Below are 12946 nucleotides of genomic sequence, written 5' to 3' on the forward strand. Positions count from 1 at the left end.
AAATGAAAAAGAGAAATGTATTATTAAGTCTATTTTTAATACTAAGCTTAGCGTCTTGTAAAGTAGAAGTGAAAAATGCAGAAGATGTTATGCTTACAAAAGAAGACTATGAGCTTAACGTGCTTGACACCTTTGATGGTGGAGATAATTTAGATTATGGGGCAGGAGTTTATTCCTTCAAGGGAATAAGGCCTGATGATCTTCGCCTGACTCTTTCAACTTATGAAAATGGGGAAATTTCAGAAGCTTTTGATATTGAGCTTCCTAAAATAGAAGATAAGGAAAAGCTTGGAATTGCAGTAAACTCAAGTAAAGTATATATTTATTCTATTTCAGATAAGAAAACTTCTGTTCTTACCAAATATGAATTTAAAGATAAAAAACTTACTCACAAGATGTCAAATGGCTGGCAGTGGGATAATGGTGGGGTAATCAAGAACGGAGAAGTTTACCCAATATTTGCAAGTTTTTCTAATGAAGCTAATTCTTTAGTAACCCCAATTTTTCATGAAGATGATATAAGAGATTGGATAAAAAATAATAAGGAATACTCAGGTATGCTCTTAGAATTAAGACTTGAGGATAGTGAGTAATAACATTATAGAATCTATTATCAAAACTTAAGAGCGGCTTTGGCCGCTTTTTCTTTATAATTTTTCAAATAAGTTTTTTCTGATTTGTGATATTATATAAGTGATAAGATAAAGGAGGATAGTATGAAAAAAATAATTATATTAGCATACTGTATGGTACTCTTATCAGGCTCGAATATTGAAAGTTAAGATTCTGGAGAACTTAGCTCATAAAATAATATTTTGACCTTAATCTAATGGTTAAATAAGGAAGGATAAAATATGGAAATTCTAGGAAAAGCGCTTTATTTATTACTTATAATAGTTTTTATGAGATTTTTCTATTTTATATTGAGAAAATCTTTTGAAGATAAAAATGCAACCACAGTGAAAATGGTAACTAGGGGTATTGTTTTATCTATCTATACAATAGCGATTTTATCTCTCTTTGCCATAGCGATTTTTATCCCGGCTGTGGGAATGACAAAAAGAGCCCTTGCAGGAGTTGTAGCTATCTTGATGTCAATCTATTTTGCTATAATAGTTAAGAAATATATAAGAAAGGAAGCCTTCTAATGTGGCTTATCTTTGGAGGGGCGGCAATAATTACCGCCCTTTTAAATATAATGAATTACAAAAATCGTGCTGATATCTTTAGATTTTTAAGCCTAGCTTTCACAAGCCTAACTGTTTGTGCCTTTTATGCGGATGGGGCAGGAAGAGTAATAAGAGAAGATTGGGCAAGCTTAATGGATACCATGCCAACCATATCTAAGGCCCTTTGTATATGTGTGGCCCTTTCAATTATTATAAATTCTATTTCATTAATAAAATTTCATAGATAAAAATTGCAAAATAAAAAGGCAGCTTAAATAAATTAAGCTGTCTTTTAGATTTTAAAGGCCATCCTTATTATTCCAAAAATCAAAAGATGAACTGGATAAAATAGGTAGTTAAATATTTTATTTTGCTTGCCTTTTTCGCCGTTATATAAAAGTACTGTTGCAAAGCCTAAGATTGCGTAGATTTCCTTGATTATTACAAGGTAGCCAAGTCCTGATGCAAGAAGTCTTTTGTCATAAAAAATATAGTATAGGTATATTATTATGATGGCATAGTACTCATAGTCAGATGATATGAGCATGGAGCCAAGGCTTGAAAGTGCGACTAATAGTAAGGATACAAAGATCCATAGGGGTCTTTTTTTGATGTAGGCTTTTAATTTATCAATTGCCATGATTGTGAATAAGCCTAGGGCAAGTCCCCAGAGAATATTTTGTGACCAAGTATTTACAAATTCAGCCGACTGGAACATGTCGTAGGGAATTTCGGAAATCACTGCAAAAATAAGTAAATTTCTTAAATATTTCCATTGTGATTTGGTTTTGAAAAATCCTTCCACAACCATAAAGGCAAATATAGGAAAGGCGATCCTTCCTAATATGTCAAAAATAGTTGTAATAATAACCATAGGGCCAGTTCCTGTTAGAAATGGGGTTATGATTGCCTTGTTGAAATGGTCTATAAACATTGAAGCGAAGGCTATATATTTTAATTGGGCACCGTTTATGCCCTTTAAATTTTTGATTTTTTCCATAAGATTCTCCTTATTGTTTTAGGAGATTATATCTTAAAATTATAAAAATTGCAAATTTTTAGCAAAAAAATCTCCGATTAGAAAACTAATCGGAGATTGGATTTTATTTATTTTTTTCTATTGCTGCTTGAGCTGCTGCAAGTTTAGCTATTGGAATTCTGAATGGTGAACAAGATACATAGTCAAGACCTACATTGTAGAGGTATTTAACTGTGTTTGGTTCACCGCCGTGCTCACCACAGATACCTAAGTGGAGGGCAGGATTTGTCTTTCTTCCTTTTTCTACAGCTGTTTCTACTAAGAAACCAACGCCTTTTTGATCTAGAACTTGGAATGGATCTTTTTCAAAGATATCTTTTTCGATATAAGCTGGTAAGAATTTACCTGCATCATCCCTAGATAGACCGAAGGTCATTTGAGTCAAGTCGTTTGTACCGAAGCTGAAGAAGTCAGTTACTTGTGCGATCTCATCTGCTGTGATAGCTGCTCTTGGGATTTCAATCATGGTACCAAGAAGGTATTTGATTTCCATTCCTTGTTCTTCAAAGACTTTTTCTATTTCTTCCCTAACGATATTTTTAACGTAATCAAGTTCGTGAACATCAGATGATAATGGGATCATGATTTCTGGAACAACATTTACGCCTTCCTTATTTAATCTAATTGCAGCTTGCATGATTGCTCTTGCCTGCATTTTTGATATTTCTGGATAGATTACACCAAGTCTAAGACCTCTGAAACCAAGCATTGGGTTTACTTCTTGAAGTTCTGCAATTCTTTCTTTAACCCTAGCTGGTAGCATCTTTAGGTCAAGGGCAAGATCAGATATTTCTTTTTCTCCCTTTGGTAGGAATTCGTGAAGAGGTGGGTCAAGAAGTCTAACTGTCACTGGTCTTTCTTCCATTAGTTTGTAGATTTGATAGAAGTCTTCCTCTTGCATTGGAAGGATTTTATCAAGGGCAGCTTGTCTAGTTTCAAGATCTGAAGCAAGGATCATCTTTCTAACTTGGAAAATCCTGTCATCAGCAAAGAACATGTGTTCTGTCCTACATAGACCAATACCTTCTGCACCAAATTCTAGCGCTTGTTTAGCGTCTCTTGGTGTATCAGCATTTGTTCTAACTTTCATATCTCTATACTTATCTACCCATTGCATAAATTTGCCGAAAGCACCATGCATTTGTGGTGGTTGAGTAGCAAGGGCACCTGCATAGATTTCACCTGTAGATCCGTCAATTGAAATTGTATCTTCACTTGTTAGGACAACATCGCCTACTCTTAGGGTGTGTTCAAATTCGTTAACGTGGATATCTGATGCACCAGATACACAGCACTTACCCATACCTCTTGCAACTACAGCTGCGTGGGAAGTCATACCACCACGTGCAGTAAGAATACCAACTGCAGATACCATACCTTCGAGGTCTTCTGGGCTTGTTTCTTCACGAACAAGGACAACTACTTCACCATCTTTTGCTCTCTTAGCTGCTTCTGGGGCAGAGAAAGCAATTTTACCTACAGCTGCTCCTGGAGATGCTGCAAGACCCTTGGTAAGTGATTGGGCATTTTTTACAGCTTCAGCAGTAAAGGTTGGGTGGAGAAGACCGTCTAGGTCTTGTGGATTAACTCTTAAAAGAGCTTCTTTCTCGTCAACTAAGCCTTCTTCTACCATATCTACAGCTACTTGGACAGCTGCTTGGGCAGTTCTCTTACCATTTCTAGTTTGTAAGAGGAAAAGTTTGCCTTCTTGGATAGTAAATTCCATGTCTTGCATGTCTTTGTAGTGTTTTTCAAGAGTTTGTGCTGTATTATAAAATTCGTCATAAACTTCAGGCATAAGCTCGTGAAGGTGGCTTATTGGTTCTGGTGTACGAACACCTGCAACTACGTCTTCACCTTGAGCATTCATTAAGTATTCACCGTAAAGGACGTTTTCACCAGTAGCTGGGTTTCTTGAGAAAGCTACACCAGTACCAGAAGTTTCACCCATGTTACCAAATACCATGGTTTGAACGTTAACAGCTGTACCCATCTTATCATCAATTTCGTTTAATTTTCTATAGAGGATAGCCCTTGGGTTGTTCCATGAAGAAAATACAGCTGAAATAGCAAGGTCTAATTGTTTTCTAGGATCTTGTGGGAATTCAACGCCCGCAAGTTCTTTGTAAACTTTCTTGTATTTTTCAACAACGTCAACGAAGTCTTCTGCATCTAGATCGTGGTCAGTTTTTACGCCTTTTTCTTCTTTTTTTGCTGTAAGAACTTCTTCGAATTTATTTTTATCAAGTCCCATGGCAACGTCAGCAAACATTTGTATAAATCTTCTGTAAGAGTCGTAGGCAAATCTCTTGTTTTCTGTCTTATTCTCAAGACCCTTAACAGCAACATCATTAAGACCAAGGTTTAGGATAGTATCCATCATACCTGGCATAGATATTGGTGCACCAGACCTAACTGATACTAGAAGAGGGTCTTCGTTGTTACCGAAAGTTTTGCCATTGTGTTTCTCAAGATCTTTGATGTGGCTAGTAATTTCTTCGTTTAAGGTATCCCAAAGCTTTTTATCTTCCTTGTAATATCTGATACAAGCTTCAGTAGTTACAGAAAAACCATATGGTACGTTAATACCCATATTTGTCATTTCTGCAAGGTTTGCACCCTTACCGCCCAGAATATCTCTCATTGTCTTGTTGCCTTCATCAAAGTTATAAACGTATTTTGTGCTCATAATTCGTTCCTTTCTATATTTTATTTAAGCTATTGATGATAATTTCTGAAGTTTCTTCTATAGATTTATAAGTAACATCTATAATCGTGCAACCTAGGTCGTTCATAAGCTCTAGGGCATAATCAATCTCCCTATCAATCCTTCCCTTAGAGGAATAAAGCGAATCAATAGACAAGCCTAAAGATTTAAGTCTTTCTTCTCTTATTTTTTTAAGGACTCCCTTGTCTATAGTCAAACCAAAAATTTTACTAGGGTCTATCTCAAATAATTCTTTTGGAACCTTTGAGTCAACCAAAATTGGTATATTGCTAACCTTAAGTCCCTTGCTAGCAAGGTACATGGATAGGGGGGTCTTAGATGATCTTGAAACTCCAATTATTGCTACGTCACAAAAAGCTAGGCCCTTAAAATCTTGTCCATCATCAAAATTTATCGCAAAATCCAGAGCATCGATTCTCTTTTGATGATTTTTTGCTGGTGAATCTATTTGGACTTTTTTTTCTGAGGTTTTATCCAAGAGATTTGCCATTTGACTTACAGAATAATCCATAAGTCCGATTGCCTTTAATTTTTTACTAGCCAAGTATTTTTTGACATAGGCCTTCATTTTAGAATCTCTAAATGAGTGGTAAATTATCGAACTGTCACAATCCTTTATTGATGTTAGTATCTGGGATAGTTTTTTCTCACTATTAATCCTATCAAACGTTTTTATTTCATAGGCTTTATCAAAGTGTCCCATGGTGAGTTTAACCATTTCTAATAGGGCAATAGCGCTACTATCTGAGATTATATATATTTGCAATTTCATAATTTCTCCTACACCAAGACTCTACACCTATTATATCAAAAAAATTAAAATAATGAAAATATTTTCATCAAAAATTTATAATTATCCTTAGCCTTGAGAATAAATTGCTTAAATTACAAGGATAAGGCTTGGTAAGGAAATTATATCTTTAAGGAAATCTATATCATGAAAAACATGGATATTTCTTTAACAAAATTTGATGGTGTTGACTTTCAGCTAATTATTAATATAATAATTTTAAGTTAAATACTAACAATGAAAGAGGAGTAAGCTAAAAAGTCCCTCAGAGAGAAGATGGCTGGTGAAAATCTTTGGATCTATTAGGTGAAGGTTGCTTTCGTATATGTTAATGTAGCATGCATAAATGCAAAGAGAGTCTTTTTATAAGAAATTTAGGTGGTAACGCGATAATTCGTCCTAGAATGCGTTATCACCTTTTTAATTGAGAGGAGAAATTATGGATACAAAATATAATCCACAGGATTTTGAGAAAAAAATTTACAAAGAATGGGAAGATGGTGGATATTTTAAAGCGGGAGTAAACCCGGACAAAAAGCCATTTACAATAGTAATGCCACCACCAAATGTAACTGGGCAATTGCACTTAGGCCACGCCCTAAATAATACCTTGCAAGATATTGTTATTAGATACAAGAGAATGGCAGGCTTTGAAGCCCTTTGGATACCTGGAACTGATCATGCTTCTATTTCTACAGAAGCCAAGGTTGTAGGAAAAATTGCAGGTGAAGGTAAGACTAAGGCAGATTTAGGTAGGGATGGCTTCCTCAAAGAAGCTTGGGATTGGACCCATAAGTATGGTGGTACAATTAAAAAACAACTAAGGACTATTGGTGTTTCTTGTGATTGGGACCACGATTCTTTCACAATGGATGAAAACCTAACTCGTGCAGTAAAAAGAGTTTTCAAAAAAATGTACGACGATGGTTTGATATACAGGGGCGATAGGATTGTAAATTGGGATCCGATGGCAGAAACTGCAATTTCAGATGCAGAAGTTTACCACAAGGACCAAAAGGGCAAGCTTTGGTATATCAAATATTATTACGAAGATAGCGATGATTTTATAACAATAGCTACAACTCGTCCAGAAACCATGCTTGGCGACTTGGCTGTTGCTGTAAATCCAGAAGACGAAAGATTTAAAGATAAGATAGGCAAAAATTTAATTTTGCCACTTGTAGGTCGTAAGATTCCAATAATTGCAGATTCTTATGTAGATATGGAATATGGTACTGGTTGTGTAAAAATAACCCCATCCCATGACCCTAACGACTTTGAAGTAGGAGCTCGCCACGACCTTGGTCAATGTGTTATTTTAGACTCTAAGGCTCACATTGTTGAAGGCTATGGCAAGTATTCTGGCATGGAAAGATATGAAGCAAGAAAAGCCATGCTTGCTGACCTAAAAGAGCAAGGTCTCCTTGTAAAAATCGAAGAAATCGACCATGCAGTAGGTTATTCTGAAAGAACTGATGTTGTAATTGAGCCACTAATTTCTAAACAATGGTTTGTAAAGATGGATGAATTTGCCAAGATGTGTATAGATGCCTATAATTCTGGCGAATTAAAATTGATTCCAGAAAACTTATCAAAAACTTATATGAACTGGCTTGAAAATATTAGAGACTGGACTATTTCCCGTCAGCTTTGGTGGGGACACAGACTTCCAGTTTTCTATACAGAAGATGGGGAAATTATTGTATCTGAAGATGAACCAGATGAAGAAGGAAAACTCGAGGGCAAGAAGGTAACCCAAGAAGAAGACACACTCGATACTTGGTTCTCATCAGCCCTATGGCCTTTTGCTACCCTAGGTTGGCCAGAAGAAAACGAAGAATTTGACTATTTCTTTCCAACAGATATCCTAATCACTGGCTATGATATAATCTTTTTCTGGGTAATTAGAATGGTGTTTGCTTCCCTATATACAACTGGAAAAGTACCTTTCTCCCACGTTTTATTTACAGGCCTAATCAGAGATAGCCAAGGCAGAAAGATGAGTAAGTCTTTAGGCAATGGTGTTGACCCAATAGACGTAGTTAACAAGTATGGAGCAGATGCTCTTAGGTTTACTTTGATTACAGGCAATTCCCCAGGAAATGATATGAGATATGATGAGGATAGGCTTCTTGCATCAAGAAACTTTGCCAACAAGTTATGGAATGCATCAAGGTTTGTCCTTATGAATATAGATGAGTCTGATGACTTAGATTTTGATGGAAAAAATTTAACCCTTGAGGATAAGTGGATCCTAAAGAGACTTAACCAAGTTATAGAAGATGTATCTAAAAACCTTGATAAGTATGAAATAGGCATGGCTGCAGATAGGATTGAAGACTTTATTTGGAACGAATACTGTGATTGGTATATAGAATTTGCCAAAATTAGACTTTATGGTGATGATGAAGATGCAAAAGCTAATGTAAAGAAAGTTCTTCTTTATGTACTAAAATCAATGCTTATCCTTCTTCATCCATTTATGCCTTTTATAACAGAAGAAATTTATTCTTCACTTCCAAATAAAAAGGACATGCTAATTGTAGAAGAATGGCCAGAAATCAAGGAAGAATTCAACTTCACAGAAGAAGAGAAAAACGTAAATTCTGTAATCAAGGCAATCACAGCCATAAGAAATCAAAGGGCAAGTCTGAATGTACCAGCAAAAACTAAGCAAAACCTAACTATAGTTGCTGAAAACGACAAGAACAAGGACCTACTCGAACAAATAAAAGCTCAATTTATAAACCTTGCAAGTGCAAGTGGAGTTGAAGTTTTAAATAAGGATGAAGCAGAAATATCTGACGAAGGCTTGGTAAAACTTGTATTTAACGAATTTTCAGTTTATATGTCCCTAGATGAACTAATGGACTATGATAAGGAGAGAGAACGTCTACAAGGCGAAATAAAGAAAATCGAAGCCGAGATTAAAAGAGCAGAAGGCAAACTTTCAAACAAGGGCTTCACAGACAAGGCTCCAGAAGTTGTTGTTAATAAGGAAAAAGAAAAATTAGCTGACTACAAAGACCTTTTAGAAAAAACAAAGGTTAGTCTTGAAGAAATAAAGGATAAGTAATGTACGGTGAGTTTTCCTATATCTATGACAAATTAAGTTTTGATATAGACTACGAAGGCTACGCCAAAAATATCAAGGACTTGGCAAAAAAATATGAAATTGGAAATGAGAATATGCTTGAGCTCGCTTGTGGCTCGGGCATGCTCACCCAGTATTTTTTTGATGACTTTGAGAGAATAGATGCCCTTGATATTTCAACAGATATGCTAAATTGTTTTGCAGAAAAGTATGATATTGACAAGGTAAATCTAATTTATTATGATATGGTAGCCTTTGAACAAAAAAACTTTTATGACCTAATCGTAATCTTATTGGATAGTGTAAATTACGTCACAAATCCAGCTGACCTTGAGAAACTTTTTAGAAATTCCTATGATAATCTTAAGGACGATTCGCTTTTGGTTTTTGATATAAATTCAGAAATGAAGATGCGAGAGATTTTTGGGTCAGAATGCTATGTCTATGAGTATGAAGATATTTTCTATACTTGGGATAATTACCTTGAGGATGATTTAATCGACATGAACCTAAACTTCTTTGTAGAAAATCCTGATGGGACCTACAAAAGAATAGAAGAATATCAGCAAGAAAGAATTTATAGTATTGAATATGTAAAATCTTTGCTCGAAAAAATTGGGTTTACAGACATAAGAATTTTTGATGAGGATACTATGGGCGTTGTAGATGAAGAAAGTTTAAGAGTCCTATTTTCGGCAAGAAAGGCGGCAAAATGAGTATAGGTGTAGTTAAATTCTTTGATAATAAAAAAGGATTCGGTTTTATAAAGTGGGGTGGGGAAGATCTCTTTGTTCATTTTTCTGATATAGTATCTGAAGAAGAATTTAAGAAATTAGAAACTGGAGATAATGTAGAATTTGAAAAAATCGAAGCCCCAAGGGGCCCACAAGCAAAAAAAGTAAAAAAAATATAAGAAATTCCCTCAATTGAGGGAATTTTTATTTTACTAAATCGTAGTTATATAGGTCTACCCCTGGTGCTAGGGTGAGGTTTTTATAGCCTAAGTCTGTTAAAATAGCCAAGGCCATCTTACTTCTACCGTTGGTCCTGCAGTGGATTACAAGCTTATCGTTTTTATCAAGGTCAAAGTCATTTGCCATAATTTTATCTAGGGGCACGTTTACAGCATTTTTGATGTGGCCATTTTTATATTCTTCTTCGGTTCTTACGTCAATAATTTTATAGGAAGAATCAAGTTTTAATAAATCATCGCCAGTAATTTCTCTCATAGTCATTTTATCTCCTTTTTTTATCATTATACTCAAAATAGGATTAAATTGTTTAAAACTAATTCATTTATGGTAAATAAATATAGAGGTGAATTATGAAAATTTTAATTACAGGATTTGATGCCTTTGGTGGCGAAAAAATAAACCCTGCAAGTCTTATCTTGGATAGACTGCCGGATAAAATTAATGGAAATAAAATAGAAAAACTTACAATTCCAACAGCTTTTTTTAGGGTGGCAGATCTGATTGAAAGAAAAATTGTTGACCTAAGACCTGATATAGTAATATCTCTTGGGCAGGCAGGAGGCAGGAGCGACATTACAGTTGAAAGAGTCGCCATAAATATTGCGGATGCGTCGATAGCTGATAATGATGGCAAGAAGCCGATCGATGAAAAAATTAGATGGGATGGAGAAAATGCCTATTTTTCTACTCTACCTATCAAGGCCCTTGTAGAAAATCTTAGGAAAAATAATATACCTGCATCAGTTTCAAACTCAGCAGGCACCTTTGTTTGTAACTTTGTTATGTATAATGACTTATATTTTGCGAGCAAATACAAAAATATATCAGCTGGTTTTATCCATGTTCCATACTTGCCAGCCCAAGTGATTGACAAAAAAGGCATGGCATCAATGAGTTTAGACGAAATGGTGAGGGCTGTGGAAATCATTATAAAAACAAGTGCCGACTACAAAGATAAGGAAGATTTAAAAAGAGCAGAAGGGAGGATATGCTGATGTTAGTTAAAATGATTGTTGTTTTGTTGATTCTACTTATCCCACAAATTTATTTTTGGATAAAGGATATTCGTTATAAGTCTCTTGATATGACAAGTAAGTTTTTTAAGAAGTTGACTGTAAAAAAAGAAGATTTTTATGAGGAAGTTTACCTTACAAACACAGACGGTTTTGATACTTTTGTAAGGATATTAACTTGCGATAAACCTAAAGCTATAGTCCAATTGGTCCATGGCGTTGCGGAACATTCAGGAAATTATTTGGACTTTGCAAATTTTTTAAATAAAAATGGCTACATAGTTGTAATTGGTGATCATAGGGGCCACGGACAATCTATTTCAACAGCTTATCCAAATGGCTACATGAAAAGGGCAGAAGAGTTAATTGATGATGATATTATGATTGCCAAATATATGAAGAATGAATATCCAGGTCTAAAATATTATATGTTGGGTCACTCTATGGGGTCAATGGTTGCAAGATTATTTTTAAGAGAAAATGACGACCTACTTGATAAACTAATTGTAACTGGGACTGTGCCTGTGAATAAGGCGGCAGCCTTGGGTGTATTTTACTATAATCTAGGGTGCTTTTATTTGGGCGACAAAGCTGAAAGTAGACTAATAGATGCTATTGTAGGAGCTAAAGGATTAGACTTTATAAGCTATAGCCCACAAAATATAGAAATAAAGGCAAATGATCCACTTAGGATATTTAAATTTAAGATTGGATATTCAAAAACTTTGATAGAAGTAAATAAACTTTTAGGACAAAAACATAAATATAAGTGTAAGAATCCAAAGCTTGAAATTTATAATATGGTTGGCGAAGACGACATAATAACTAAGGGGGAAAAGGGTGTGAGAGATAGTCTTAATTTCTTGAAAGAAATTGGTTATAAAAATATAAAATCCAAGACTTACAAAGGCATGAGACATGAAATCTTAAATGAAACTAATAACGAGATAGTTTATCAAGATATACTAGAATTTTTTGATGCTGAGTAATTATTTTACCAAAATTAACAAATAAATTACTTTGATAAAAAACCTACATGTGTTATAATAAAATTAATCAAATTATTAAGGAGATTTCATGAAAACTACAAAGAAAGTTATTGCTCTAGCCTTGCTTGCAAGTTTATCAATAAACGCCCTAAGTTTTACAAGCCCAAGAAGCTCTAGCGTAGCCTATGCAAGTACCAAGCTTGATTTTGGCATAAAGACTGATAAATTTGAAAACAAGATTTTGACTTTTAATTTAAAACAGGATGAAGCAAATAAGGCTGCTGCTCTTAGTGCTATTAAAGAAATCAGGTCAGAAATGTGGGATAAAAATGTTCCATATACTTATGACCTAAATTCAAATGCAAAAAATACTAAATTAAGAGACTACCTAAAGGCTAAGGGTATAAACACTAAAGAAGAATATATTAATATGACTAAATGGTCTACAGATCTTGAGAAAATTGCTATTCAAAGAATGTATGAAGTTAGTTTAACAGGCCTTTCCCATACTAGACCAGATGGAAGCGATTGCTCTACAACTGTTTTGCCAAGTGGTGTAAAAATGTATGGCGAAATTTTGGCCAACAATTCTGATCCTTATACACCAAGTAAGGCCTTCAACCAATGGGTCCATGGTAAGAGGAAAAATTTTGGTGGTAAAAGCGAGTATGAGCTTTTACTTGAATCAAATGGTGTCTATACTGATGGGAATGCCCACCTACACATAATCTTAGATCCAGAATATGATCATATGGGTCTTTGTATATTGAATACTTCTGGTATGAACTATGTTGGAGTGGAGTTTGGTTACCCAGATAAGTCAGGAAATAAGGCAACAGGTCTTGTAGGAGAGTACACCATGTACTTTGGCAAGGCCAAAGCTCAGAAAGAAACAAGTCCAAAGGTTAACGATAAGGAAAGACTTGAAGCTGCCAAGGCAAAATTAAGAGAAGCAATTGATAATAATAAAAGCGAAGTTGCTTCCGCTAAGTTTTTACTAGAAAATGCGCCAAAAACTGTTGCAAAGGTAAAAGATAAATTAGAAAATTTAATTAAGAACGCAGAAGCAATTATAGAAAAATCTGAAAAAGCTTTAAAATCAATTTAAAATTTTCCCCTAGTCCATTTGGATTAGGGGATTTTTCTAGTA

General features: G+C 34.8%; 13 protein-coding genes. 9 read left to right on the top strand and 4 right to left on the bottom strand.

All coding sequences use genetic code 11. The annotated features are described in order from the left end of the window. Positions 1-2 precede the first annotated feature (2 nt). From HMPREF0072_RS07000 to HMPREF0072_RS07010, 3 genes are all read left to right on the top strand, one after another. Complete coding sequence (locus HMPREF0072_RS07000) at positions 3-593, top strand: hypothetical protein (protein ID WP_004828726.1); 591 nt, start codon at positions 3-5, stop codon at positions 591-593. Positions 594-854: 261 nt separating this feature from the next. Beyond that, on the top strand, positions 855-1148 hold the full coding sequence (locus HMPREF0072_RS07005; RefSeq protein ID WP_004828727.1) for a hypothetical protein: 294 nt from the start codon (positions 855-857) through the stop codon (positions 1146-1148). Continuing rightward, positions 1148-1417, top strand: coding sequence for a hypothetical protein (locus HMPREF0072_RS07010; protein ID WP_004828729.1), 270 nt, complete (start codon positions 1148-1150; stop codon positions 1415-1417). Before HMPREF0072_RS07005 ends, HMPREF0072_RS07010 begins: the two co-directional genes overlap by 1 nt. Positions 1418-1461: 44 nt before the next feature. Here HMPREF0072_RS07010 and HMPREF0072_RS07015 read toward each other — a convergent pair whose 3' ends face one another. From HMPREF0072_RS07015 to HMPREF0072_RS07025, 3 genes are all read right to left on the bottom strand, one after another. Beyond that, positions 1462-2169, bottom strand: a complete 708-nt coding sequence (locus tag HMPREF0072_RS07015; protein WP_004828731.1) for a TraX family protein — start codon at positions 2167-2169, stop codon at positions 1462-1464. Positions 2170-2272: 103 nt separating this feature from the next. Next, entirely contained in the window at positions 2273-4897 is a 2625-nt protein-coding gene (gene ppdK / locus HMPREF0072_RS07020; RefSeq protein WP_004828733.1) for a pyruvate, phosphate dikinase, read from the bottom strand. Positions 4898-4910: 13 nt separating this feature from the next. Beyond that, positions 4911-5708, bottom strand: a complete 798-nt coding sequence (locus HMPREF0072_RS07025; RefSeq protein ID WP_004828735.1) for a pyruvate, water dikinase regulatory protein — start codon at positions 5706-5708, stop codon at positions 4911-4913. A gap of 457 nt (positions 5709-6165) precedes the next feature. Here HMPREF0072_RS07025 and HMPREF0072_RS07030 point away from each other — a divergent pair, with 457 nt between their 5' ends. From HMPREF0072_RS07030 to HMPREF0072_RS07040, 3 genes are read left to right on the top strand one after another with little or no spacing between them, the layout of a single operon-like run. Next, positions 6166-8802, top strand: coding sequence for a valine--tRNA ligase (locus tag HMPREF0072_RS07030; RefSeq protein ID WP_004828736.1), 2637 nt, complete (start codon positions 6166-6168; stop codon positions 8800-8802). Further along, positions 8802-9536 carry a class I SAM-dependent DNA methyltransferase gene (locus HMPREF0072_RS07035; RefSeq protein ID WP_004828737.1) on the top strand — a complete coding sequence of 245 codons (735 nt, stop codon included), beginning with the start codon at positions 8802-8804 and terminating at the stop codon, positions 9534-9536. The genes HMPREF0072_RS07030 and HMPREF0072_RS07035 overlap by 1 nt, the downstream gene beginning before the upstream one ends. Further along, positions 9533-9733: a cold-shock protein gene (locus HMPREF0072_RS07040; protein WP_004828739.1), complete on the top strand. Its 201-nt coding sequence runs from the start codon at positions 9533-9535 to the stop codon at positions 9731-9733. The genes HMPREF0072_RS07035 and HMPREF0072_RS07040 overlap by 4 nt, the downstream gene beginning before the upstream one ends. 25 nt (positions 9734-9758) lie before the next feature. Here HMPREF0072_RS07040 and HMPREF0072_RS07045 read toward each other — a convergent pair whose 3' ends face one another. Next, positions 9759-10055: a rhodanese-like domain-containing protein gene (locus HMPREF0072_RS07045; RefSeq protein WP_037327100.1), complete on the bottom strand. Its 297-nt coding sequence runs from the start codon at positions 10053-10055 to the stop codon at positions 9759-9761. A gap of 89 nt (positions 10056-10144) precedes the next feature. Here HMPREF0072_RS07045 and pcp point away from each other — a divergent pair, with 89 nt between their 5' ends. From pcp to HMPREF0072_RS07060, 3 genes are all read left to right on the top strand, one after another. Then, positions 10145-10789 (top strand): pyroglutamyl-peptidase I, encoded by a 645-nt coding sequence (gene pcp, locus HMPREF0072_RS07050; RefSeq protein WP_004828743.1) that lies wholly within the window; start codon positions 10145-10147, stop codon positions 10787-10789. Beyond that, positions 10789-11796, top strand: a complete 1008-nt coding sequence (locus HMPREF0072_RS07055) for an alpha/beta fold hydrolase (protein ID WP_004828745.1) — start codon at positions 10789-10791, stop codon at positions 11794-11796. Before pcp ends, HMPREF0072_RS07055 begins: the two co-directional genes overlap by 1 nt. Positions 11797-11884: 88 nt before the next feature. Next, positions 11885-12904 carry a CAP domain-containing protein gene (locus HMPREF0072_RS07060; RefSeq protein ID WP_004828746.1) on the top strand — a complete coding sequence of 340 codons (1020 nt, stop codon included), beginning with the start codon at positions 11885-11887 and terminating at the stop codon, positions 12902-12904. Positions 12905-12946: the final 42 nt, after the last annotated feature.

Origin of the sequence: Anaerococcus lactolyticus ATCC 51172 (genome assembly GCF_000156575.1) — a bacterium.
GTDB classification, from domain to species: Bacteria; Bacillota; Clostridia; order Tissierellales; family Peptoniphilaceae; genus Anaerococcus; species Anaerococcus lactolyticus.